Raw genomic sequence first — 22,772 nt, forward strand, 5'->3', positions numbered from 1 at the left:
AATGACGACGGCCAATTTCCAGTCCTTTCGTGTCTCTTGGGATCAGAGCACAGGTGATACCTGCGGTTGTCTGACCTTCTAACAGCCCTTCAGGATCTTCCAGCTTAAATGCCAGTCCGATAACCGTTGCCACCGGTGCGAGAGTGATATAGCGCTTATTAAAATTAAGACGCATGCCCAGAATTTCTTTTCCTTCCCATTCACCACGGCAAACGACACCGGTATCGGGAATGGCGCCGGCATCGGAACCTGCTTCAGGGCCGGTAAGTGCAAAACAGGGAATTTCTTCTCCGTTAGCTAGCCGGGGCAGATAATAATCCTGCTGTTCTTTAGTGCCGTAATGTTGCAGCAATTCGCCGGGACCAAGAGAATTCGGAACGCCTACCGTACTGGATAACACTGCAGAGCAACCCGCCAGTTTCTGTAATACTCTGGATTGTGCGTAGGCTGAAAATTGCAAACCGCCATATTTTTTCTTAATGATCATGGCGAAGAATTTATGCTCTTTCAGATAGGCCCAGATTTCCGGCGGCAGATCAGCGTTCTGATGATTAATTTGCCACTCATCAACCATATGGCATACACGGTCTACCGGACCATCAAGAAATGCCTTTTCTTCCGCGGTCAGACGGCCTTTAGGAATTGCATGGAGTTTGTTCCAGTCAGGTTTGCCGGAGAACAACTCGCCGTCCCACCAGACTGTACCGGCATCAATGGCTTCCTGTTCAGTTGCGGACATTTCCGGACTGACTTTTTTGTAAAAAGCGAGCAGGCGTGATGAAATGAATTTTCTGCGTACATCCGGCATAGACAGCGGAACAGCAATGATGAGGAAGAGTAGCCAGCTGAAGAAACCGATGCTTCCGGTGATTGTGCCAAGCACCATAATGCCCGCCAGTAAAGACACGGTAGATGTTAAGCTCATACGCTTATACGCGGCTACACAAACGGCCACCATGAATATGATAAACCACGCGAGTTCACCCATACATTGCTCCTTAACAGTATGAAATAAGCTGAATCAGTAAGTTGGACTGAGGTCAGACCAGAGTATGATGCTAAAACTAATGTCTGTCACATCAAAGGTCAAGAAAGAGAACACAAAAATTTTACAACTTAACGTAGATTAAAGATGACGGTATGCACTGAGCTTGATATCCCCCTGCTCATCACCATCTTTAAATTGCTGCAGGCGGACCAGGTTATAATCCAAAGCGGGGGCAAACCAGGCAAATGTTTCCCGGCTGCTATTATTGTCGCGAAGAATTTTCACCTTAATAGTGTCAAGTTCGCCGTAAGGCAGTGACAGTTTTTCTTCACCGGTGACTTCAATCCCATAATTTTTCCGTTCGCCACGGTAGTTAATGAAATCATAAGACAGGGTCGTTTTGCCTGCGGCCAGTTGTCTGGCGAGATCAATACGGTAGAGCTGATTATCGGTTTCTCCCTGCCATGGCAGAGTCTCACCACCTTCGATTTCTATCTGCTTGTCAGGGAAACTGGCAAATTTGACCGACAGCTGTTTATCGGGTCCGGTACCCGTGCGCTTATAGTAGTAAGAGAAAGGCAGAATTCTATCTTCCGAGGCAAAAAACACGGAGTGTTCAAAACGCTCGTCAGATAAAAAGAATTTGGAAACGTCTGAAGAATAGGTGAGGGAGTATTGTTCGTCGCTCAGATACTCAAGCTTGATTTTAGCTTCACCCACATCATCTCCCCATTTGTAAGCGGTATATTGCGCTTCAAAAGGAGTAATAACAGGTTTGTCTTCTGCTGATGCCGGTACAGAAACCAGCATCAACAAAAGTGACAGCAGAAACCCTGCCGGTTTAGTCGTTGGCGTAACCTTCCGGCGGAAGAATTTTATCATCAAGCACAGCCTTATTATCTTTCATTGTCAGACGACCGGCGACAAACCACTTCAACACTAACGGATAAATCCGGCGTTCCTGTTCCTGAACCCGTTCAGCCAGTTCATCTGCGGTATCATCTTCAAATACCGGTACACGACTCTGGATGATTACCGGACCACCGTCCAGTTCAGGAGTCACAAAATGCACACTGACACCGTGTTCTTTGTCGCCGTTATCAATCGCACGTTGATGGGTATGTAACCCTTTGTACTTTGGCAACAAAGACGGGTGGATGTTCAATAATTTACCGGAAAAATGTTCAACAAATTCAGGCGTAAGAATACGCATGAATCCGGCCAGTACTACGCCGTCCGGGCTAAAACTATCAATCAAAGATTGCAGTTTTGCGTCAAACTCATTGCGGTCTGAAAAATCTTTATGATCCAGGCAATGTGCAGGGATGCCGGCTTTTACGGCTCTTTCAAGGCCGAATACACCCGGGCGGTTTGAGATCACCGCCACAATTTCAGCTTGCAACTGACCGGCTTCGATACTGTCGATCATAGCCTGCAGATTAGACCCGTTACCGGAAATCAATACGCATAAGCGGGGTTTAGCGGTAGTCATTACTTAATTTCTACCTGTTCTTCATCGCCGTTGCGATCTTCAATATGACCCAGTAACCAGGCTTGTTCTCCGCCTTCATTCAGAATACGGACGGCTTCATCTGCATCGTTTTCATCAACAACGAGGATCAAACCAACGCCACAGTTGAAGGTACGGTACATTTCATGTTGCGTAACGTTACCGTTTTCCTGCAACCAGTTAAATACGACAGGCCATTGCCAGCTTGACTCATCTACTACAACTTTAGCGTTTTCAGGCAGCACACGGGGAATATTTTCCCAGAAACCGCCACCGGTGATGTGAGAGATGGCCTCTACCTTTACTTTTTCCAGCAATGCCAGTACCGGCTTCACATAAATGCGGGTTGGCGCAAGAAGATGATCGATAAGCGGCTTACCATCAAGGTCTGCATTCACGTCTGCTTTGCTGACTTCAACGATTTTACGGACCAGTGAGTAACCGTTTGAATGGGGGCCGGACGAAGCCAGAGCAATAATTTTCTGACCGGCTTTTACACCGCTGCCGTCAATCACTTTGTCAGCTTCTACAACACCAACGCAGAATCCGGCAATATCGTAATCGCCGTCGTGGTACATACCGGGCATTTCCGCTGTTTCACCGCCAATGAGTGCACAGCCAGCCTGTTCGCAGCCTTCACCGATACCGGTAACTACGTCTGCAGCTACATCTACGTCCAGTTTACCGGTGGCGTAATAGTCAAGGAAGAATAACGGTTCAGCGCCCTGAACAATCAGATCGTTAACGCACATGGCAACCAGGTCGATGCCTACGCTGTCGTGACGGTTGGCATCCATCGCTACGCGGAGTTTAGTCCCTACACCGTCGGTACCGGAAACCAGTAACGGGCGTTTATATTTCGCAGGCAGTTCACATAACGCACCGAAACCACCAAGGCCACCACGGACTTCGGGACGGGTTGTTTTTTTAGTAACAGATTTAATACGTTCAACCAGCTGATTTCCGGCATCAATGTCTACGCCTGCATCTTTATAACTTAGTGACTGTTTGTTTTCGCTCACGAGTATGGCCCTGGTGCGGTGATTGGAAAGACGCGGATTCTACCAGTAAGTTGCAGTAAGTCCAACAGGGCGCAGGCGGGAATTCGGCTGCTGATCTGTCCTGATGCTAATCTTTTACATTTTAGTGGTGAAATATTCCGGTAAATAACACACAATAGGTTTTCGCATAGTCCAGGTACGGGTTTCACGGAGCGGCGTTAATTCTTCATGCTTTTTCAATTATCTTCCTTTTCTTTATTGTTCATTGTAGTTTCTCTGTTTGCCGGAGCTTTCTCAGGATCTGTTCAGGCCAGTACAGTGGTATCAGTTAACGAGGCCAGTGTGGCTGTGTCCGATCAGTCATCATCGACCCAGAAGAAAGCGGCCCGTCAGGCACTGGAACAGGTAGTCATAAAAATTACCGGTCAGCGTTCTGCTACTTCAAACAGTGCAGTAAGGGCCATGTTGTCTCAACCTGAACGGTATTTGCGGGCGTACCGCTTTGATGTGGTTAACGGTCAGTTGTCTTATGTCGCTGAGTTTGATTCCCAAACAGTTATAAAGGTGATCAGGGATGCCGGATTACCAGTCTGGGGGCAGCGCAGACCGGATACTTTACTGTGGCTTGCCACCGAAGATGAAAATGGAAACCGCCAGATCATCGACGACGGTGCTAAAGGACCTGTAAGCAGCCGTCTACGTGAACTGGCTGTTGAAAGAGGCGTGCCCGTAGTGTTTCCGCTGATGGATTTAGATGACAGCGTGAATATTTCCGTTTTTGATGTTTGGGGACGGTTTGCCAGAACGTTGCAGACTGCTTCTGTCAGATATCAGCCTGATTACATTGTCGGCGCGCGGTTATACAAAGTAAAAATGAATGCTGTGCCCGACATTGAAGAGGAACAGCAAACCCGGGAGCAGGCATCAGCATTTCGCTATGACACCTACCGGCCGGCGTTTTCAAATAATGGTTTACAGGATTTGAATACCTACCTGGTGGATGATCTTGTGGAAGAAGCCCGTTCTCCGGCGTTCACCCGCAGTGAATTCGAAGCAATGTCACAAAAGCATACGCAAGGTGACTGGGCCCTTGACTGGGTAGTGATCAAAAATAACGACATTCAGTTCGGTACCCTATACGCAGAAAATGAAGACAGCCTTACCGCGCTGTTTTTTGAAGAATACAGCGATTATCTTGGTCAGCATTTTTCAGTCAGCAGCGGTGATGAACAAACAGAAGTGAATAATATTTTTATTTCAGTTGCCAATGTGGATTCGCTGGAAAAGTACGTGCATGCCAGAGAATACATGGAACAGATGAGCATGGTGAGTCATGTGTCGCTGGTGAGTCAGAAAGGGTCTGTGGCGACGTTCTCGCTGTCGCTGTTGTCGCAAACCAGTGACTTTTTCAAACTGGTGAGCCTGGATTCAAAACTCAAGCCGGTGTCTGACGTGTCAGGTAACCCCCTTGACGGACTGAACTTTTACTGGAACGAATAACACAGCGCCTATGCAGTTACCTCTGGCGGTATCGTTACCTGATGATGAAACCTTCGCAAGCTTTGAGGCAGGTGAAAACAGCGGCCTTGCAGACTTTCTCTCTGCACTGAGCCAGAGTGGCAGCCGCTGGCGGGATAACACGGCATTCAGTTCACTGGACAACAGTCCGCTGGCGGGTGTCGGAATTACCGGCGCTGCGGGGCGGGGCAAGAGTCACTTACTTTATGCCGTATGCCACCAACTCGCCTTTCACCAGACCCGGCATATTTATCTGAACTTACGGGAATATGCAGACTGGACACCGGTGATCTTTGATGGCCTGGAGCGTCTGCCTTATGTATGTCTGGACAATATAGATGCCATTGCCGGCATTGATGAGTGGGAAGAGGCGCTTTTTCATTTTATTAACCGGGTGGTAGACAATCATACGTCTATATTTATCTGGACGTCTTCCATCGGCCCGAACCATCCCGCTTTCAAATTGCCTGACTTACGTTCACGTCTGAGCTGGGGCATAACCTGGCAACTGGCCGGCCTGACTGATAATGAACGTCTGAATGTACTGAAAAAGCGCGCGGCGCAACGGGGTATGCGTTTTTCCGAACAGGCTCTGGCGTTTTTACTCACCCATTGTGACCGTGATTTACCGGCGTTGCTCGCTATGCTCGACCGGCTGGATACCCGCTCTTTGCAGGAACAGAAGAAACTGTCTGTGGCTATGATTAAGCGGGAACTGGAAAAAGAATAACCTTTCTGTGTGTCATGGTGTCTTTATTCCGTTTCTTCGAAGCGTTGCTTCTCTTCCTTCATGACATCTTTCAGTTTTTTAAGCCCGAGACCTAATTCCCGACCCCGTAATCTGGCAAACAGGCTGCAACCGGCAAACATGCCCGTGGCAAGTATCAGCTCTGTAATAGCATAACCCAGCTCCTGCGGTGCCGCGTAACCGGCTGTAATGCCGTGGATCATATAAAACAGAACAACAAAGTTTGCCCAGGCGTGGGTATAGGGCTTGCCCGCAATGATGCCGCGAAGCGGCAGGAGTAAAGGCAAAATATAAACAATGGCGATAAAGAGCGTGCCGTAAACCCTTTCTTCAACCAATACAAATTGCCATAAGGTTACCCAGGCGAGTAATCCGAGATAACTGAGTAACGCCAGCCAGCGCGCTTTTTTAGTTGCCGGTGCCATTTCTGTCATGTTGCCTTCCGCGCTAATTGCCGTGCCAGTTCCCCGAGACGCTTTCCCTGAGCAAAAGCCAGCGCTGATTCATCAGCAGTCAGTTTACCGTCACTGTGGCCTGACACATGTCCGGCGCCATAGGGCGAGCCACCGGAAGCAGTATCATGTAATTGTGATTCAGTGTAAGGAATACCACACAGCACCATGCCATGGTGGAGCAGGGGCAGCATCATGGTAAGCAGGGTAGACTCCTGTCCGCCATGCATACTTCCGCCGGAGGTGAATACACAGGCAGGTTTATCAATCAGTACGCCTTTCAGCCATTCCTGAGAAGTACTGTCGAGGAAATGTTTAAGCGGAGCGGCCATATTTCCGAACCTGACCGGACTCCCCAGTGCCAGACCGGAACATTCTGTCAGATCAGAACGGGTAACGAAGGGCGCACCTGATTCGGGAACATCCGGCCATGGTGTCATATATTCAGGAATAGCCGGCACGGTACGCACCCGTGCTTCGGCTCCAGTACTTTCAATGCCTCTGGCGATATGTGTTGCCAGTTGCCGGGTTGTCCCGTTTCTTGAGTAATACAACACCAGTACCGGCGACATCAGAGTATGTCCAGAACACTTTCAGGTGGACGACCTATGCGGGCCTTATCACCTTTAATGACCACCGGACGCTCAATTAACTTCGGAACAGAAACCATGGCATCGAATAATTGTTCGTCGGTAACAGAGCTCTCACCTAATGCCAGCTCTTTATATTCAGCTTCTTTTGTCCGCATCATGTCACGGGGGGACGAAACCCCAAGCTTTGCAGCAATGGCTTCAAGCTGTTCCCGGGTTAACGGGTGTTTAAGGTATTCGGTGACTTCAACATCAATACCTTTTTCCTGTAATAACGTGAGGGTCTGGCGACTTTTGGAGCAACGGGGGTTATGAAGTATTTGTACTGAAGACATAGGCTTTTTATTCAATGTGTTATAAATTTCACTGAGATGAATTCTAACAAGTATTAATGTAAGAATAATATGACCGGACGCAATTAATCATGAAAAAATCATTAATGATTGTCAGTGCGGCTGTGGTTGCACTGATTGCCGGCTGGCAACTTCAGCAATATACCCGCGCAGATGGCGTTACACTATCGGGACAGCCGGTTCGCTGGGCAGACAATGGCGGAGAATGGCATATCATCAACTTTTTCGCCCCCTGGTGTTCTCCCTGTTTACGGGAGATCCCGGCCCTGAACAGGCTGAATAATCGCCTGCCTGACCATGTGAAGATAACCGGTGTCAGCTTTGATGACAAAAATGAGCAGGAACTGCGTGCCTTAACACAACAACTAAATATTGAGTTCGCTGTGATAAACACCGCGAAAGAAACCGTTTTTCCCATGCCGTATCCGGACTATCTGCCGGCAACGTATCTGATTTCACCGCAGGGGGAGGTCGTGAAGGCGTTATACGGTGAGCAGGACGATGACTCCCTTGACGGATTAATTCAGTATACAAACGCGGAGGCGGGTACCTCCGCTCACTGAATTAAGGGCGCTATTTACAGCCGTTTCAGCCGCTCTTCCTCGTCCCGCAATTGTTTGATCCTTGCGCGGATCCGCTGCTTATCAAGGTGCTTGTCGGCTGTAAAGTTATAAGCAAACTGTAATTCATCCACAGCGCGGCGGTAAGCACCGTTCAGTGCCATCACTTCTGCTTTACTTTGATGCATGCCCTGAAAATCTTTGTTGTTTTTATATGCTTCTGTGAGTAACTGCCAGGCGATTTCATAATCAGGATGTACCAGCAACAAGTCCTTCAGTAGCTGAACAGCTTTGTCATTTTCATTGGCGGCAATAAGCGCATTGGCCTGATTCAATGCCAGTACCTGGTTGCGTGGTGTTAACTGTAGGTGCGGTGCCAGACGTGCTGTTGCTTCCTGCGGTTTACCCATTGCCAGAGAGAGGTCAGTGGCTGCATCCAGGTAAAACAGATTATCCGGGTCTTCATTGAGTAATGTATCAATCACCTTCGCTGCTTCCGGAATCTTCTCATTGCGCATGAGTGCCAGCGCAAGACCATACATTGCTGCTTCACGGACTACATAATTCTTACGGTCCACCGCATCCTGGTAGTATTCCAGGCTGTATTTTTTACTGAACGTGTACCTGGACATCACTCTGGCCTTTGCCAGATGAAAAGAAATACTTTCTCTTAACCGTACAGGCGGAAAATCGCCGGCTCTGGCGCGGGCATCTGCAACACGCGTTTCTGTTAACGGGTGAGAAAGCAATCTTGCAGGCGGACGGGATACCATGCGGTATTGTTCCAGCAAGGTTGAGAAGAAGCTGGCTGCCGCGTCAGGATCAAATCCGGCACGGTATAACATGCCTATCCCGATCCGGTCAGCTTCCTGCTCATTAGAACGGGTATAATCAATCTGCATTTGCGCTGAAGCGGCCTGACCGGCGGAAATAGCTGCCATACCGGCCTGAGGATCTGCCATCGCCAGTAAAACACCGCCTAATATACTGGCAATAGCCAGTGGTGTAGCACGCTGTTGCGCCTGCATATGACGGGCAAGGTGACGCTGGGTTACGTGAGAAATTTCGTGGGCCAGTACTGACGCAAGCTCACTCTCATTTTTCGCATTATGAATAAGGCCGGTATGCACACCAATGTGGCCGCCAAAGAAAGCAAAGGCGTTGATGGCATCGTTGTTGACCCAGAAGAATTCAAAAGGAAACTTGGTATTGTCGGCATGAACAACAAGGCGGTTGCCCAGATCCTGCAAATACTCATCCAGTACAGGGTCGCCGATAATCGGGGCCCCACCGCGCATTTGCCGCATAACGGCATCGCCAATCAGCATCTCTTTGTCAAGGGAAAGGGCGTCAGACGCTACCACACCTATTTCCGGTAACGTATTACGATCGCTGTATTTACTGGTTTGCGCAATGGCAGAAAAACTCATTGCCAGCAAACACAAGCCTAATTTAATTCCGTTTCGCGCTAAATATCTCATTGAACCTGTTACTGTTGAGTACCACTGAAGCGTTTACAGATAGAGTGGCAAACTCCATGATTAGTTTCATTTTTCCATCGCATTATTTTAGCATTGTGCCGTACAATACAGGCGATTGCTATATCGCTTCATGCATAATGTAGCCCGGAAGTTTTCATTTAGCCTGTAATACCGCGGAATCCGGGTTGCAGAGCAGTCAGTGATTCTCCTATGATGCATTTTTTTCCGTTCCGACTGAGCAGAATTTATGAGTTTAATCAGTGTATTCGGCCGCTGGTACCGCCGGAAGTTCTCTGACCCCGATGCAGCCATGTTGCTGATCTTAATCCTGTTGACGGCAACTGTGTTCGTCTTCTGGGGTGGGCTTATCATGCCTGTTCTGGTGGCAGCGGTGATTGCTTATCTGCTGGACTGGCCGGTGAACCGGCTGGTAAATATTGGTGTCAGCAGGACCATTTCCTGCAGCGTTGTGATGCTGGCGTTTGTAGCTGTCACCATACTGATGATTGTCGGATTATTACCTACTGTGAGCCGTCAGAGTGTGAATCTGATTCAGGAGACGCCGTTAATCTGGCAAAACGCACAGGACTGGATCCTGCGGTTACCGGATAAGTATCCTGACTATGTACAGGTTTATCAAATTCAGCAAATGATGGAGAGTCTCAATGATCATCTGGTGGATTTGGGACAGCAACTTTTGTCAGCGTCTGTCAGTTCAATCGGTAATGTGGCAGCGTTACTGGTATATATGATTCTGGTGCCGTTGATGGTGTTCTTCATGCTGAAAGACAAATTGTTTTTCCTTGATGGCATTTCGTCATTGTTACCAAAAGAGCGCCGGTTGATTACGCAGGTCGGGCATGAAATGAATACCCAGATAGCAAACTATATCCGCGGCAAAGTTATCGAAATTCTGATTGTGGGATCGGTATCCTGCGTTGTCTTTGCCCTGATGGACTTACGCTATGCCATTCTGCTCGGGGTACTGGTTGGCTTGTCAGTGCTTATCCCCTATATCGGTGCAGCCGTTGTCACCATACCGGTGGCTGTTGTGGCATTGTTTCAGTGGGGTCTGACCCCTGACTTCTGGTATCTGATGATTGCCTACGGCATTATCCAGGCTCTGGACGGTAACTTACTGGTACCACTTTTGTTCTCCGAAGCGGTGAGCTTACATCCTCTTTATATTATCGTGGCGGTACTGTTCTTCGGCGGATTGTGGGGGTTCTGGGGAGTGTTTTTCGCCATCCCGCTGGCAACACTTGTTAAAGCGCTGATAACAGCATGGTCCGGCGGACCGGATGAACCGCCGCCCTGTAATACTTAATCAGTTATTTACGGTACGTCTGTACGAAAAAGCCCTGTTATGACAGGGCTTTTTGCTTTGTGAACGGCGGGGTAAACCGGGTTATCAACCAGCCTGATTCAGATAATCCAGTACAACCTGATGATGGTCTTTGGTTTTAAACTTATTAAACACGTGTTCAACAGCTCCGTTTTCATCGATAAGGAAGCTTATACGATGAATGCCGTCGTATTCTTTGCCCATGAATTTTTTTGGACCCCAGACGCCAAAAGCTTCAGCCACAGCGTGGTCTTCGTCCGATAGCAGGGTGAAGTTCAGGTTTTCTTTCTCAATGAACTTTGGCAGGCGTTTAACTGCGTCCGGACTGATCCCCAGTACCACAACATTGAGTTCATCCAGTGATGTTTTGCTGTCGCGAAGGTTCTGTGCCTGCACGGTACAGCCCGGTGTCATTGCTTTAGGGTAAAAATACACCAGTACTTTCTTACCGGCAAAATCTGCCAGATTAACGGCTTCGCCATTTTGATCCGACAGGGTAAATGCCGGTGCTTTATCACCTGCTTTTAAGGTGTTCATAATTCTCCTTTATTTTTGTCTATAATCTTGCCACTCAGATTCAGGGAGCCGAACAGGGCATCAGCCTCAGAACGAAGCTGCGTGATATCAACGGAATCCGGCGTACTGACAACAAATTTGCAGCGCATCATTTCTTTACCGGTTTTTTTATCTTTAAAGGTACGCTGACGAAACGCACTGATGGAGACGTGCCGTTTCGCAAAAAAGCCGGTTACCGACTTCAGCAGGCCATGACTGTCTTCGCCGCTGAACTCCACATCGTAAAGATAATCTAAATTTTGTTTCTCATGATGGCTGGTTCGCTTCATCATAGAAAGCAGGCCGAACTTCTGACACATGGGGGGAATAGCAAGCTCCGCCCGTGTGATAGCCTGATGGGAACCTTCGATAATCATGGTCAGGGAAAATTCTTTCCCGTATATCGCCTGCCTGCTGTCGAGAATATTGCACTGCGCTTCCGACACGGTGCCGGCAATTTCGCTCAGCATGCCGCTCTTGTCGGTACCCAAAATCGTGACTATTAACTGATGATTCATGTCGTTACTTATAAAACCGGAGCCACATTTATACTAACACATCAGGATTTTTTGATGCCACGTTCCGGCAACATAAAGTGAGCTTCAGCACCGTGCCAGTTCGAAAAACAGTCTGATGTAAGGGTTTTATCCCCAATTTTTGACGGAATAGTGATTATTTAGAATAAGGTTGTCGATTAACGTCTAAAAAGCCCTTGCGATAACTTGTTTTTAAGGCTGTACCTCATTACCATGTGCGCTCACAAAACGCGGGAGATAATATGTTTAAAGGCAGTTACGTTGCACTTGTCACACCCATGACCAACGCGGGTGACATTGATTACCCTGCACTAGAGAAACTTATTGAGTTTCACATAGAGCAGGGCACACACGGTATTGTTTCTGTAGGAACAACCGGTGAATCCGCCACATTGCCTTTTGAAGAACATATTGAAGTGGTTAAACAGACCGTTGCTATGACAGCAGGGCGTATTCCTGTGATTGCCGGAAGCGGCGCAAACGCAACGGATGAAGCCATTTTCCTCAGTGAACAGATGGCGGGTTTAGGTATCGATGGTTTTCTCAGTGTCGTGCCTTATTACAACAAGCCGCAACAACGGGGTATGGTTGCACACTTTAAAGCTGTCGCTGATGCGACTGATTTACCTGTTCTGCTTTATAATGTACCCGGCAGAACCGTTGCGGACATGTTACCTGAGACAGTGGCAGAACTGGCCACACACAAAAACATTGTCGGTCTGAAAGATGCAACCGGCAGTATTGAACGGCTCAAAGCCACACAGAAACTGGTGCCTGAAGATTTTCTGTTGCTTAGCGGTGACGACGGTACCAGTGCAGAATTTTTATGTCAGGGCGGACACGGCGTTATTTCAGTAACGGCTAACGTGGTTCCCGGCGCAATTTCTAAAATGTGCGAAGCAGGCCTGGCCGGCAACGCTGAGGAATGTCGTCGTATTAATGCGACTATTGAAACCCTGCATAACGGCATGTTTATTGAGCCAAATCCGGTAATGCCAAAGTGGGCGTTATACCGTATGGGGCTGATCAACAGTGCCGAATTACGATTACCGATGGTTTTACCGGAACTTGCGAGCCAAAAAGCACTCGAAGAACTATTACAAAAACACGCTTTGATTTCTGGTTAATAAGGAACACCGATGAAAAACACTCTGGCTTTGCTCAGTGGCTTATCTGTAATAGCCCTGACAGGTTGTTCAAGCCAACAGGATTATGAAACTGCATCGGGCAGTTATGACTACCTTGAAGTTTCCCAGCGGGCCTCTGTGAAAGTGCCTGAAGGTTTAGATTCGCCTGAATTTACATCTGATTATGATCTTCCGGAATTAAGTCAGAATGCAGACACCCGTCTTACCGGCCGCAAACTGACGATTCAGTCTCCGGCGCTTGTCCTGCCCCTTGTGGCGGGTTCACATGTTGAAGAAGGCAAACAGGAAGCAACGGTCTGGTTCGATCAGGTAGATGACAGCAAGCCGCTGAATACCGCTATCTGGGATACGGTGCTGAGCTTTCTTGAGCAAAATCACATCGGTGTAGACAGCTTCGATAAAGAAAATGGCCGACTTGTTACTGACTGGGCCGTTGAAAAAACGACCGAAGAGTCAGCCTGGTACGACTGGACTGAGGATGAAACGTCAGAGGTTTCACGTCGCTTTGTTTTCACCATGGAACTAAAGCCTCACGGCCGGACTGCAGCGTTAAGCGCTAAATTGCAGGATTTCAAATTTAATGGTGCAGATGGTGAAACCGTCACCATGGATTCCATTGATGCGATGAAAGAACGCAGAGAAGAAATCGGCATCCTGAACGAAGTACTGACTCATTACGAATACCAAATCAGACTCGACGAGAGCAAACGTATTGCTGAAATCCGCAGCGGTCTTAATCTGGAAATGGGTTTCGACGCTAACGGTGATGCAGCCTACGTGGTTGATGCCAGACACGATATTGTATGGCCTAGAATGCTGCTGGTGTTACGCAACCTTGGTTTTGACGTAAAAGATTTAGACAGAACCACAGGCCTGTTATTTGTCACCTATAATGGTGAGGATAACGGTTGGTGGGGCAGCCTGTTTTCTGACGGTGAATCCCTTCTTGAAAAAGGTGATTATCGTTTGAAAGTGGTGCCGGCCGGCGAAAACAGAACGAGTGTGACCTTCATGGATAATGAGAGTCAGCCGTTTGAACCTAATCAGGTTGCCGACATGTACGAGCAATTTGCCCGTGTCATGACTCAGGACAATCTGGATATCTAATTTTTGAGACTGATGATGGAAAAGCGCGAAGAACTTTACCGCGGTAAAGCCAAAACTGTATACCTCACTGATGACAGCGAAAAACTCATCCTTGAGTTCAGAAATGATACGTCTGCATTTGACGGTGAAAAAATTGAACAGCTTGACCGTAAAGGTGAAGTGAATAACAAGTTCAATCATTTCATTATGACAAAGCTGGAAGAAGCCGGCATTGCCACACAAGTTGAGGCGTTGCTGTCAGACACCGACTCTCTGGTGAAAAAGTTGGATATGATCCCGGTAGAATGCGTCGTTCGTAACGTTGCTGCAGGTTCACTGGTTCGTCGTCTGGGCGTTGAAGAAGGTTTGATGCTTAACGATTCCCCCATTTTTGAATTCTTCCTCAAAAATGATGCGCTGCATGATCCTATGGTTAATGACTATCACATCACTGCATTTGGCTGGGCAACTGAAGCGCAAATTGCAGAGATGAAACGTCTGACTTTTGCCGTTAACGATGTACTCAAAGATCTGTTCGATAAAGGCGGTATGATTCTGGTGGATTATAAACTGGAATTTGGTCTGGACAGTGAAGGCAACATTATTCTGGGTGATGAATTCAGTCCTGACGGTTGCCGCCTGTGGGACAAAGAAACCCGTAAGAAAATGGATAAAGACCGTTTCCGTCAGGGCTTAGGTTCTGTAGTAGAAACATACATTGAAGTAGCTGACCGTTTGGGCCTAAAGCTCTAAAGTCATCTCTTTTTGGAAAGCACCTGCGGGTGCTTTTTTTGTGTCCGGTGTTTACCGCACCGGAGTAACCGGATCTCAAGTACCATTGTAATTGCTCGTTTGTCGTGGGAAGGTGAACAAAATAAAAGGAGCGATTCATGCCTGTATCTACGTTGTTGTTCGCCTGCTTAGCCATGGTGGCTTTTGCTGCTAATTCCCTTTTGTGCCGGATGGCGCTGGTAGAGACTGATATCGGGCCGGCTTCTTTCACACTCGTAAGGTTACTCAGCGGTGCTGTGGTGCTGGGTTTGCTTATCCAAATGAAAGGGCATCATCCTGCAAAACAGGGAAGCTGGGCAGGATCTGTCGCACTATTCTGCTATGCAGCGGGTTTCTCTTTTGCCTATCAAAGCGTAACTACAGGCACCGGCGCTCTGTTGCTGTTTGGTGCTGTACAAATTTCAATGATCAGCATCGGTTATTTCAGAGGGGAACGGTTCAGTTTTATTCAGACAGCCGGCTTTGTAGTAGCTTTTGCAGGTTTAGTTTATCTGGTACTGCCCGGCATCACAGCCCCGCCGCTGCCCGCTGCATTGCTGATGATCACTGCCGGTATCAGTTGGGGAGTGTATTCACTGTTAGGCAAAGGCGTGGCATCGCCACTTTTGATGACAGCAGGCAACTTTGTCCGTACGACGCCGTTTATTGTCGCGCTGTTTATCTTTGTTGATGAGCCACTTTCACTTTCAGAAACAACTATCCGCTACGGTATCATCTATGGCGTATTGTCCGGTGCCATCGCATCGGGTTTGGGTTATGCTTTGTGGTACGCTGTACTCCCTAAAATAGCGGCGACTAATGCCGCCACTTTACAACTCAGTGTACCGGTAATTGCCATCTTGATGGGCTGGGTATTTTTATCTGAAAGCCTTAACACAAGAATCATTATTGCCAGTGCTGCAATCATTGGTGGTATTGTACTGGTAATAAGAAAATGGCGCTGACCGGCAGGTTTTATAAATTATACATCTTCACATCGCCCGGTGAGCCGGTGTAGCCATACGTTGCATAATTTGTATCGCCGATGAAATAAACGAAGTAGGGGTCGGTATATCCGGACAGATTTCCTGACGCACTGCTTTTGAGATACGCACATACTTCAGCACTGGCGTCAGCGTAGTAAACCGTGTTCCAGCCTTTGGCGAGAGGTGAGTTGAAATCATTCATCACATTGACTGGCTGAGGGTCAGAAAAAATCTGATTCCACACTTCGGCGCATCCCGCGCTGTTGCTGGTTGAACCTGTCGGCCAGCCCTCAGAATTAAATGTGACTGATTGTCCGTTTATGGAAATAGGGGATGTTTGTCTTATCTGATATTTGGTATGTAACAGTGTCAGGCCTGATTTAAAACCACCCATCATGGAGTGGGTGACAGCGTCATCAGCATCACCCGAAAAGTCAATAAAGCGGGGGGCCGCAGTGACCGCAAGTATACCTAAGATCACAATTACGATGACCAGCTCAATCAGGGTAAATCCCTTTGTATTCAGGTTAGATTTCAACATGTTCTTTGCTACGGTTATTTTGTCAGGGTAATCCTGGATGAAAGAGTTTTATCCGGCAATAAATTTCTTATATTCACGGTTATGCTGTAAGGCATGCCGGTATTTAATCGAATAAGCATAGAATGATTTTTACACTGCAACCAGGAATCTGTGTCCGGGCTCTCTTATCCCGCTTGTTTAGGAAAAACAGGCATTCAAAACGCTTTCTAACCGACGAAAAATCGCGGAAAATAGAGACTTTCCACTTCTGATCGGACCCGCTGGTCTGATTTACTAATACAGGGAACCGCCATGCCTAAGGCAAGTGAAATTAAAAAGAATAACACCATCATTTTTGACGGTAAGACATGTATTGTCAGAGATATTGATCGTTCTGTACCACAGGGCCGTGCAGGCGGCAGCATTTATCGTATGCGTATGTACGATGTGGTAAGCGGTGCAAAATATGATGAAACATTTAAGGACTCTGACATGCTGGAAATGGCCGATTTAGTGCGCCGTCCAGCTATGTTCTCTTACATCGACGGCGATGAATATGTATTCATGGATAAAGAAGACTATACGCCTTACCATCTGAATAAAGACAGTATTGCTGATGAAGCTTTGTTCATTAACGAAGAAACTGACGGTATTCAGGTTCTGGTAGTGAGCGAAGTGCCGGTAGCTCTTGATTTACCCATGAGTGTTGAACTGGAAGTGGTAGAAACTGACCCTTCCATTAAGGGAGCCTCTGCGACGTCCCGTACCAAACCCGCTACTTTGTCTACCGGTCTGGTTGTTCAGGTGCCGGAGTACATCAGTACCGGCGAGTGGATCAAAATCAACACGGAAGAACGTAAGTTTCAGAGCCGTGCCGATAAGCACTGACAGCATACGTTTCAGCAGCCATAAAACTCAGGTGGCTGTTGTCACCTCTTAATATTGTGTTATTTTTAACCAGTCCTGCAGGTGTTGATTGCCCGCAGGATTAACATCAGTACACACTCAACTGCGTAAAAGGAAAGACATATGAAAATGACAAAACAACTCTCATCATTACTATGCATTGGTCTGTTTACCTGCGTGCTTGGCGCATGTAGCGAAGAAAAACAGGAACAGGCTGAAGACTCAATGACTAAAGCCAAAAGTGCCGCCAGCAGTGCATTTGATGATGCAAAAAATGCAGCATCTGATCTGGCAGATAAGACAGAGGAATTTGCTGAAGATGCAGCAGATAAGGCGGAAGACTGGACTGACGATGCTAAAGATAAAGCAGAAGAGTGGGCCGACGATGCCGGTAATGCTATTGAAGACGGCTGTGAAAAAATGAAAGATAAAATGGATCTGGAAGATAAGGATTGCTAAAGATTCATTCCTGATAATGCGTAAAGTCAGGTAAGTTAAAGCGGAACATCTATTTTGATGTTTGTTGCCGGCTTACAGCAACAGGGCAGTATTTCATCGTCGTCAATAAAGGCGAGGGGGTCTGTGGTATATTCCACCGACCCTTCTATCAATTTAGTCCGGCAGGCTCCGCAGAAACCGTCGCGGCAATGATAATGACAAGCCACACCTGCGGATTCCAAAGATTCCAGCAGTGTTTTATCCGGTACGGCATCAACACACTCCGCATCGACAATATCGATACGAAGTGTGGATTCAGGTTTTCCCATTAACGGGGAAGGTAGGAATTACAATTCAAAATCGGCGAAGTCATCTTCGCTGACTGAAGAGTCAATCTGACCTACCAGATAGGAACTGATCTCTGATTCCTGAGGCGCAACCTGTACGTTATCTGAGTTCAGGTAGTTGTTCATCCACGGCAGTGGATTACTTTTCACTTCGTATGGTGCGTCAAAGCCAATAGCGGTCATACGCTGATTCGCGATGTATTCCACGTACTGACACAGAATTTCCTTATTCATACCGATCATTGAGCCGTTCTTGAACAGGTAATCAGCCCATTCCTTCTCCTGTTCAACAGCGCTGATGAAGATCTGGCGTGCCTCTTCATGGCACTCCGCGGCGATTTCTGCCATCTCAGGATCGTCCTTGCCTCTGGCCCACAGGTTCAGCACGTGCTGAGTAGAGGACAGGTGCAGGTTTTCATCACGGGCAATCAGACGGATAATTTTTGCGTTACCTTCCATCAGCTCACGCTCAGCAAACGCGAAGGTGCAGGCAAAGGACACATAGAAGCGCACCGCTTCCAGGGCATTAACTGAATTCATGCACAAGTACATTTTCTTCTTCAGAACACGCATGTTCACTTCGTATACTTCGCCGTCGACGGTATGAACGCCTTCACCTTGTGTCTGCCACAACTGTGTGTGAAAAATCAGATCATCGTAGTATCTGGAAATATCAGCAGCACGGCGCTTGATTTGCTCGTTAACCACGATGTCTTCAAAAATTGCACTTGGATCGGAAAACAGGTTACGAAGAATATGAGTGTAAGAACGGGAGTGAATCGTCTCAAAGAAAGACCAGGTTTCAATCCAGGTTTCCAGTTCCGGTAATGACACGATGGGCAGGAATGCAATATTCGGACTGCGGCCCTGAACGGAATCCAGCAAGGTTTGATATTTCAGGTTAGAAATAAAAATGTGCTGCTCAGGCTCTGTGAGTTTCTGGAAGTCTACACGGTCACGCGTAACGTCAACTTCTTCCGGTCGCCAGAAGAAACTGATTTGTTTTTCAATGAGTTTTTCGAAAATGCTGTGCTTCTGCTGATCGTAACGGGCTACGTTAACAGGATTACCGAAAAACATAGGCTCGACGAGAGGATTGACGCTTTGTTGATTAAACGTTGTGTATTTCATAACTACGATAGTACTCAGAACAGATTTATCAGTTAAAAACGGAAGAAACCAGGGCAAGCCCTGGTTTATCGTTAAATTTTACATGCACCGCCGGCACAGTCGTCGTCTTCTTCAATCACAGCGGTTTGCGCTTGTGGTTGAGGTTTCGCCTGGCCTTGTTTGACTTCCATAGAGCTGGTGTCGGTGTTACCGTCACGGGTGTTATGATAATACAGTGTCTTCACACCCAGCTTGTATGAGGTCAGCAGATCTTTGAGCAGCAACTTCATCGGTACCTTACCGCTTTCATATTTGCCCGGATCGTAACTGGTGTTAGCAGAAATAGTCTGGTCAACGAATTTCTGCATAATGCCAACCAGTTGCAGGTAACCGTCATTGGACGGAATATCCCACAGCAGTTCATAGGCATCTTTCAGATTTTCATATTCAGGGACAACTTGCTTCAGTACACCATCTTTACTTGATTTAATGCTGATATGACCACGGGGCGGCTCGATACCATTGGTTGCATTGGAAATCTGCGAAGACGTTTCAGACGGCATCAGTGCAGACAGCGTAGAATTACGTAGCCCGTGCTCCATCATTTCAGCGCGCAGGCCTTCCCAGTCCATGTGTAAAGGTTCGTTACAAATGGCGTCCAAATCTTTTTTGTAGGTATCGATAGGCAGAATACCTTTAGAGTAGGTGGTCTCATTAAATTTAGGACACGCACCTTTCTCTTTTGCCAGATTCACAGATGCTTTCAATAAATGATACTGCATCGCTTCAAACGTATGGTGAATAAGCGGATTTGCGCTGAAGTCAGAATACTTCACGCCGTTCTTCGCAAGATAATAAGCGAAGTTGATAACACCTATACCCAGCGTACGACGATTCATAGTGGCATGGTATGCCGCCGGAACCGGGTAATCCTGATAGTCGAGCAGGCTGTCCAGTGCACGCACAGCAAGGTCGGATAATTCTTCGAATTCATCCAGAGATTTGATCGCACCTAAGTTGAACGCTGACAGCGTACACAGTGCAATTTCGCCATTTTCGTCGTTTACGTGCTCCAGCGGCTTGGTCGGCAGCGCGATTTCAAGACACAGGTTGCTCTGACGGACAGGGGCGACAGCCGGGTCAAACGGGCTGTGAGTATTACAGTGGTCAACGTTTTGCAGGTAGATGCGGCCGGTTGAAGCACGTTCCTGCATAAACAGACTGAACAGTTCCATAGCTTTAATTTGCTTCTTACGAATGGAGTCATCCTGTTCGTATTTCACATACAGCTCTTCGAACTTGTTCTGATCAGCAAAGAAAGCATCGTACAGACCGGGTACATCAGACGGGCTGAACAGTGTGATGTAGCCGTCTTTCATCATACGCTGATACATCAGCTTGTTGAATTGCACGCCGTAGTCGAGATGACGTACGCGGTTTTCTTCAACACCACGGTTATTTTTCAATACCAGCAGTGATTCAACTTCCATGTGCCACAGCGGGTAGAACAACGTCGCTGCACCACCACGAACACCGCCCTGAGAGCAGCTTTTTACTGCAGTCTGGAAGTACTTGTAGAAAGGAATACAACCGGTGTGGAAAGCTTCACCACCACGGATTGGACTACCCAGTGCACGAATGCGACCAGCGTTTACACCAATACCGGCACGCTGACTCACGTATTTTACGATGGCGCTGGCGGTGGCGTTGATAGAATCCAGACTATCACCGGTTTCAATCAGTACGCATGAACTGAACTGACGGGTAGGGGTACGCACACCGGACATAATCGGTGTAGGCAGAGAAATCTTGAAAGTCGATGTTGCATCGTAAAAACGACGAACATAGTCAAGACGGGTTTCTTTCGGGTAGTCAGCAAACAGGCAGGCTGCTACCAGAACATACAGGAACTGGGCACTTTCATAGATGTCGCCGGTAACACGGTTTTGTACCAGATACTTACCTTCAAGCTGCTTAACAGCAGCATAACTGAAGGTCATATCACGCCAGTGATCGATGAAATCATCCATCGCCTCAAATTCAGCTTGCGTGTAGTCAGACAACAGGTGCTCGTCATACTTACCCTGTTCAACCATCTTTTTAACATGATCAAACAATTTAGGCGGCTCAAACTGACCATATGCTTTTTTACGCAGGTGGAAGATAGCCAGACGGGCTGCAAGATACTGATAATCAGGCGCATCTGTTGAAATAAGATCGGCTGCAGACTTGATCAATGTCTCGTGGATTTCGCCGGTCTTGATACCATCGTAAAATTGGATCTGAGCTTTGATTTCTACCTGAGAAACAGAAACGTTATTTAACCCTTCTGCTGCCCACGTGATCACTTTATGGATCTTATCTAACTCAATGACTTCTTTTTCGCCATTGCGTTTAGTGACATACAAGTTGTTGTTCATTTGTACTGGCCGTTAGTTTGTTAGCGCATGAAGCAAGAGTTGGCACCCTTTTCATCTTTATAAAATTGAATTTGCTAAGCCTTGAAAGCTTGATCCAGCAGAGATCCCTTACTGCCTGGCGGGATCCCGTGTTTTTGTACTACTTTATTGTTCTAAAACACCCGTCGGACAAGACACAAGATAGTGAGGTTTGCGTGGTTTTGCAACCCAATATCTGGTGGTTTATCCAGCGATCAAAACGGTCCCTGAAAAAGGTTAGTGGTAACTCACCTATGAGCGGCACGACTAAGCCAAATCAGACAGATGCAACCATTTTTTACTTTTTTTGATCGCCGGTTAAAAAGTTTTAATCGCTCAAAGCGGGTTGGTTACAAATACGACATATAGCGTAATATTTATTCTTAAATACTATATATAGTGTTTGCTACAGGCTTTTTTGCGTATGGACGATGTAGTTCACATCGATGTTTCTGTCCGATAAGTAGAACTGGCGGCTTAGCGGATCCATATGCAGACCTGTGGTGTTTCTGGCAAACAGATCAACCTTATCGGTCATTGCCATTAATTCTGAAGGCTTAATGAAACGGGCATGCTGATGCGTGCCTTTTGGTACCAGCTTGAGGATATATTCGGCACCAACGATGCCCATCAGCCAGGATTTCACATTTCTGTTTAAAGTAGACAGAAATACATGGCCACCGGGCTTAACCAGCCTGGCGCAGGCAGCGATGATCGATGCTGGATCAGGAACGTGCTCGAGCATTTCCATACAGGTCACCACATCAAACTCTCCGGGTCTTTGTTCTGCAAAGGCTTCTGCAGAAACACACTGATAATCAACTTTTACACCGGATTCGAGACCATGAAGTTTAGCAACCTCTAAAGAAGCAGATGCCAAATCAATACCGGTAACATCAGCACCCAGTTTAGCCATGGATTCTGCAAGAATGCCGCCGCCACAACCAATATCCAGCACTTTCTTTTCAAACAGACCATCACAGTGCTGCTGTACAAAATCAAGCCTTAACGGGTTAATTAAATGCAGAGGTTTGAATTCACTTTCGGTGTCCCACCAACGGGAGGCCAGTTCACTGAATTTGGCAATTTCTTGTTCATCGACATTCGACATACTGGTGCTCGTATTATCAGATAGAGGAGATTGATTTTGATAAATACGATACATGATCAAAGCAGTAAAAGGGACGATTTGTGTATTAAAGTGGATTAATTGCGTGAAAAGTAATCGGTTGGTAATAACAGCCCCATTTGCGGGTATTAAGCGCTACATAAATCTGTCATCCGGTGATACACTCAATGATTACTTGTAAAACCCATAATAAGAAAGCGCTGTTCTTAGCTGCATTTAAAAGTGCGTGACATTGGATACGCTTGAACTTGAATCA

The 22,772-nt window shown here is 47.1% G+C and carries 25 protein-coding genes; 10 read left to right on the forward strand and 15 right to left on the reverse strand.

Features of this window, described 5'->3' with window-relative positions:
• From AC4PME_RS14545 to purM, 4 genes are all read right to left on the reverse strand, one after another.
• The coding region (locus tag AC4PME_RS14545; RefSeq protein WP_491529642.1) for an acyl-CoA dehydrogenase family protein at nucleotides 1–988 on the reverse strand (988 nt) is incomplete at its 3' end.
• A gap of 138 nt (nucleotides 989–1,126) precedes the next feature.
• On the reverse strand, nucleotides 1,127–1,870 hold the full coding sequence (locus AC4PME_RS14550) for a DUF3108 domain-containing protein (protein ID WP_491045438.1): 744 nt from the start codon (nucleotides 1,868–1,870) through the stop codon (nucleotides 1,127–1,129).
• A complete protein-coding gene (gene purN / locus AC4PME_RS14555; protein WP_491045439.1) occupies nucleotides 1,830–2,480 on the reverse strand; it encodes a phosphoribosylglycinamide formyltransferase in 651 nt (216 codons plus the stop codon). Before purN ends, AC4PME_RS14550 begins: the two co-directional genes overlap by 41 nt.
• The gene (gene purM / locus AC4PME_RS14560) at nucleotides 2,480–3,520 is read right to left on the reverse strand and encodes a phosphoribosylformylglycinamidine cyclo-ligase (RefSeq protein WP_119501451.1); all 1,041 of its coding nucleotides are present in this window, start codon (nucleotides 3,518–3,520) and stop codon (nucleotides 2,480–2,482) included. Before purM ends, purN begins: the two co-directional genes overlap by 1 nt.
• A gap of 207 nt (nucleotides 3,521–3,727) precedes the next feature.
• Between purM and AC4PME_RS14565 the strand changes: the two genes are divergently transcribed.
• Nucleotides 3,728–4,999 (forward strand): DUF2066 domain-containing protein, encoded by a 1,272-nt coding sequence (locus AC4PME_RS14565; protein ID WP_119501450.1) that lies wholly within the window; start codon nucleotides 3,728–3,730, stop codon nucleotides 4,997–4,999.
• A 10-nt stretch (nucleotides 5,000–5,009) separates the two neighbouring features.
• Nucleotides 5,010–5,747: a DnaA regulatory inactivator Hda gene (gene hda, locus AC4PME_RS14570; RefSeq protein WP_119501449.1), complete on the forward strand. Its 738-nt coding sequence runs from the start codon at nucleotides 5,010–5,012 to the stop codon at nucleotides 5,745–5,747.
• Nucleotides 5,748–5,770: 23 nt separating this feature from the next.
• Here hda and AC4PME_RS14575 read toward each other — a convergent pair whose 3' ends face one another.
• The 3 genes from AC4PME_RS14575 to arsC are packed head-to-tail and all read right to left on the reverse strand — an operon-like array spanning nucleotide 5,771 to nucleotide 7,142.
• Nucleotides 5,771–6,190, reverse strand: a complete 420-nt coding sequence (locus AC4PME_RS14575) for a DUF2069 domain-containing protein (RefSeq protein WP_491045457.1) — start codon at nucleotides 6,188–6,190, stop codon at nucleotides 5,771–5,773.
• Between the two features lie 5 nt (nucleotides 6,191–6,195).
• On the reverse strand, nucleotides 6,196–6,789 hold the full coding sequence (gene wrbA, locus AC4PME_RS14580) for an NAD(P)H:quinone oxidoreductase (protein ID WP_491045440.1): 594 nt from the start codon (nucleotides 6,787–6,789) through the stop codon (nucleotides 6,196–6,198).
• Nucleotides 6,789–7,142, reverse strand: coding sequence for an arsenate reductase (glutaredoxin) (gene arsC, locus AC4PME_RS14585; RefSeq protein ID WP_491045441.1), 354 nt, complete (start codon nucleotides 7,140–7,142; stop codon nucleotides 6,789–6,791). Before arsC ends, wrbA begins: the two co-directional genes overlap by 1 nt.
• A gap of 89 nt (nucleotides 7,143–7,231) precedes the next feature.
• On the opposite strand from arsC, the gene AC4PME_RS14590 reads away from it, so the two are divergent.
• Nucleotides 7,232–7,723 carry a TlpA family protein disulfide reductase gene (locus AC4PME_RS14590; protein ID WP_491045442.1) on the forward strand — a complete coding sequence of 164 codons (492 nt, stop codon included), beginning with the start codon at nucleotides 7,232–7,234 and terminating at the stop codon, nucleotides 7,721–7,723.
• Nucleotides 7,724–7,737: 14 nt separating this feature from the next.
• On the opposite strand, the gene bepA is transcribed toward AC4PME_RS14590, so the two are convergent.
• On the reverse strand, nucleotides 7,738–9,201 hold the full coding sequence (gene bepA, locus AC4PME_RS14595; protein ID WP_491045443.1) for a beta-barrel assembly-enhancing protease: 1,464 nt from the start codon (nucleotides 9,199–9,201) through the stop codon (nucleotides 7,738–7,740).
• Between the two features lie 247 nt (nucleotides 9,202–9,448).
• Between bepA and AC4PME_RS14600 the strand changes: the two genes are divergently transcribed.
• Entirely contained in the window at nucleotides 9,449–10,528 is a 1,080-nt protein-coding gene (locus tag AC4PME_RS14600) for an AI-2E family transporter (protein WP_119501444.1), read from the forward strand.
• An 84-nt stretch (nucleotides 10,529–10,612) separates the two neighbouring features.
• On the opposite strand, the gene bcp is transcribed toward AC4PME_RS14600, so the two are convergent.
• Entirely contained in the window at nucleotides 10,613–11,083 is a 471-nt protein-coding gene (bcp, locus tag AC4PME_RS14605; RefSeq protein ID WP_491045444.1) for a thioredoxin-dependent thiol peroxidase, read from the reverse strand.
• The gene (locus AC4PME_RS14610; RefSeq protein WP_119501442.1) at nucleotides 11,080–11,619 is read right to left on the reverse strand and encodes a glycine cleavage system transcriptional repressor; all 540 of its coding nucleotides are present in this window, start codon (nucleotides 11,617–11,619) and stop codon (nucleotides 11,080–11,082) included. The genes bcp and AC4PME_RS14610 overlap by 4 nt, the downstream gene beginning before the upstream one ends.
• A 260-nt stretch (nucleotides 11,620–11,879) precedes the next feature.
• Here AC4PME_RS14610 and dapA point away from each other — a divergent pair, with 260 nt between their 5' ends.
• From dapA to AC4PME_RS14630, 4 genes are all read left to right on the forward strand, one after another.
• On the forward strand, nucleotides 11,880–12,764 hold the full coding sequence (gene dapA / locus AC4PME_RS14615) for a 4-hydroxy-tetrahydrodipicolinate synthase (protein ID WP_303574724.1): 885 nt from the start codon (nucleotides 11,880–11,882) through the stop codon (nucleotides 12,762–12,764).
• A 12-nt stretch (nucleotides 12,765–12,776) separates the two neighbouring features.
• On the forward strand, nucleotides 12,777–13,892 hold the full coding sequence (gene bamC / locus AC4PME_RS14620) for an NlpB/DapX family lipoprotein (RefSeq protein WP_491045445.1): 1,116 nt from the start codon (nucleotides 12,777–12,779) through the stop codon (nucleotides 13,890–13,892).
• 15 nt (nucleotides 13,893–13,907) lie between these two features.
• On the forward strand, nucleotides 13,908–14,624 hold the full coding sequence (gene purC, locus AC4PME_RS14625) for a phosphoribosylaminoimidazolesuccinocarboxamide synthase (RefSeq protein WP_303574812.1): 717 nt from the start codon (nucleotides 13,908–13,910) through the stop codon (nucleotides 14,622–14,624).
• A 137-nt stretch (nucleotides 14,625–14,761) separates the two neighbouring features.
• Nucleotides 14,762–15,607 (forward strand): DMT family transporter, encoded by an 846-nt coding sequence (locus AC4PME_RS14630; RefSeq protein WP_491045446.1) that lies wholly within the window; start codon nucleotides 14,762–14,764, stop codon nucleotides 15,605–15,607.
• A 10-nt stretch (nucleotides 15,608–15,617) separates the two neighbouring features.
• On the opposite strand, the gene AC4PME_RS14635 is transcribed toward AC4PME_RS14630, so the two are convergent.
• The gene (locus AC4PME_RS14635; RefSeq protein ID WP_491045447.1) at nucleotides 15,618–16,169 is read right to left on the reverse strand and encodes a type II secretion system protein; all 552 of its coding nucleotides are present in this window, start codon (nucleotides 16,167–16,169) and stop codon (nucleotides 15,618–15,620) included.
• Between the two features lie 291 nt (nucleotides 16,170–16,460).
• Between AC4PME_RS14635 and efpL the strand changes: the two genes are divergently transcribed.
• Entirely contained in the window at nucleotides 16,461–17,036 is a 576-nt protein-coding gene (gene efpL, locus AC4PME_RS14640; protein ID WP_119501438.1) for an elongation factor P-like protein EfpL, read from the forward strand.
• Nucleotides 17,037–17,177: 141 nt separating this feature from the next.
• Nucleotides 17,178–17,513 (forward strand): YtxH domain-containing protein, encoded by a 336-nt coding sequence (locus AC4PME_RS14645; protein WP_119501437.1) that lies wholly within the window; start codon nucleotides 17,178–17,180, stop codon nucleotides 17,511–17,513.
• Between the two features lie 35 nt (nucleotides 17,514–17,548).
• On the opposite strand, the gene yfaE is transcribed toward AC4PME_RS14645, so the two are convergent.
• The 4 genes from yfaE to ubiG all read right to left on the reverse strand — a co-directional run bounded on the left by yfaE (nucleotide 17,549) and on the right by ubiG (nucleotide 22,498).
• Nucleotides 17,549–17,821, reverse strand: coding sequence for a class I ribonucleotide reductase maintenance protein YfaE (yfaE, locus tag AC4PME_RS14650; RefSeq protein WP_491045448.1), 273 nt, complete (start codon nucleotides 17,819–17,821; stop codon nucleotides 17,549–17,551).
• Between the two features lie 18 nt (nucleotides 17,822–17,839).
• A complete protein-coding gene (nrdB, locus tag AC4PME_RS14655; protein WP_119503397.1) occupies nucleotides 17,840–18,970 on the reverse strand; it encodes a class Ia ribonucleoside-diphosphate reductase subunit beta in 1,131 nt (376 codons plus the stop codon).
• A 71-nt stretch (nucleotides 18,971–19,041) separates the two neighbouring features.
• The gene (nrdA, locus tag AC4PME_RS14660) at nucleotides 19,042–21,369 is read right to left on the reverse strand and encodes a class 1a ribonucleoside-diphosphate reductase subunit alpha (RefSeq protein ID WP_491045449.1); all 2,328 of its coding nucleotides are present in this window, start codon (nucleotides 21,367–21,369) and stop codon (nucleotides 19,042–19,044) included.
• A 424-nt stretch (nucleotides 21,370–21,793) separates the two neighbouring features.
• Nucleotides 21,794–22,498, reverse strand: coding sequence for a bifunctional 2-polyprenyl-6-hydroxyphenol methylase/3-demethylubiquinol 3-O-methyltransferase UbiG (gene ubiG / locus AC4PME_RS14665; RefSeq protein ID WP_491045450.1), 705 nt, complete (start codon nucleotides 22,496–22,498; stop codon nucleotides 21,794–21,796).
• Nucleotides 22,499–22,772: the final 274 nt, after the last annotated feature.

Source organism: Alteromonas sp., assembly GCF_984505615.1.

Bases quoted from the DNA above. Each gene is read 5' to 3' on its own strand.
- AC4PME_RS14550 (WP_491045438.1), bottom strand. From the start codon at position 1,870: ATGATAAAATTCTTCCGCCGGAAGGTTACGCCAACGACTAAACCGGCA.
- purN (WP_491045439.1), bottom strand. From the start codon at position 2,480: ATGACTACCGCTAAACCCCGCTTATGCGTATTGATTTCCGGTAACGGG.
- AC4PME_RS14565 (WP_119501450.1), top strand. From the start codon at position 3,728: ATGCTTTTTCAATTATCTTCCTTTTCTTTATTGTTCATTGTAGTTTCT.
- hda (WP_119501449.1), top strand. From the start codon at position 5,010: ATGCAGTTACCTCTGGCGGTATCGTTACCTGATGATGAAACCTTCGCA.
- AC4PME_RS14575 (WP_491045457.1), bottom strand. From the start codon at position 6,190: ATGGCACCGGCAACTAAAAAAGCGCGCTGGCTGGCGTTACTCAGTTAT.
- wrbA (WP_491045440.1), bottom strand. From the start codon at position 6,789: ATGTCGCCGGTACTGGTGTTGTATTACTCAAGAAACGGGACAACCCGG.
- arsC (WP_491045441.1), bottom strand. From the start codon at position 7,142: ATGTCTTCAGTACAAATACTTCATAACCCCCGTTGCTCCAAAAGTCGC.
- AC4PME_RS14590 (WP_491045442.1), top strand. From the start codon at position 7,232: ATGAAAAAATCATTAATGATTGTCAGTGCGGCTGTGGTTGCACTGATT.
- bepA (WP_491045443.1), bottom strand. From the start codon at position 9,201: ATGAGATATTTAGCGCGAAACGGAATTAAATTAGGCTTGTGTTTGCTG.
- AC4PME_RS14600 (WP_119501444.1), top strand. From the start codon at position 9,449: ATGAGTTTAATCAGTGTATTCGGCCGCTGGTACCGCCGGAAGTTCTCT.
- bcp (WP_491045444.1), bottom strand. From the start codon at position 11,083: ATGAACACCTTAAAAGCAGGTGATAAAGCACCGGCATTTACCCTGTCG.
- AC4PME_RS14610 (WP_119501442.1), bottom strand. From the start codon at position 11,619: ATGAATCATCAGTTAATAGTCACGATTTTGGGTACCGACAAGAGCGGC.
- dapA (WP_303574724.1), top strand. From the start codon at position 11,880: ATGTTTAAAGGCAGTTACGTTGCACTTGTCACACCCATGACCAACGCG.
- bamC (WP_491045445.1), top strand. From the start codon at position 12,777: ATGAAAAACACTCTGGCTTTGCTCAGTGGCTTATCTGTAATAGCCCTG.
- purC (WP_303574812.1), top strand. From the start codon at position 13,908: ATGGAAAAGCGCGAAGAACTTTACCGCGGTAAAGCCAAAACTGTATAC.
- AC4PME_RS14630 (WP_491045446.1), top strand. From the start codon at position 14,762: ATGCCTGTATCTACGTTGTTGTTCGCCTGCTTAGCCATGGTGGCTTTT.
- AC4PME_RS14635 (WP_491045447.1), bottom strand. From the start codon at position 16,169: ATGTTGAAATCTAACCTGAATACAAAGGGATTTACCCTGATTGAGCTG.
- efpL (WP_119501438.1), top strand. From the start codon at position 16,461: ATGCCTAAGGCAAGTGAAATTAAAAAGAATAACACCATCATTTTTGAC.
- AC4PME_RS14645 (WP_119501437.1), top strand. From the start codon at position 17,178: ATGAAAATGACAAAACAACTCTCATCATTACTATGCATTGGTCTGTTT.
- yfaE (WP_491045448.1), bottom strand. From the start codon at position 17,821: ATGGGAAAACCTGAATCCACACTTCGTATCGATATTGTCGATGCGGAG.
- nrdB (WP_119503397.1), bottom strand. From the start codon at position 18,970: ATGAAATACACAACGTTTAATCAACAAAGCGTCAATCCTCTCGTCGAG.
- nrdA (WP_491045449.1), bottom strand. From the start codon at position 21,369: ATGAACAACAACTTGTATGTCACTAAACGCAATGGCGAAAAAGAAGTC.
- ubiG (WP_491045450.1), bottom strand. From the start codon at position 22,498: ATGTCGAATGTCGATGAACAAGAAATTGCCAAATTCAGTGAACTGGCC.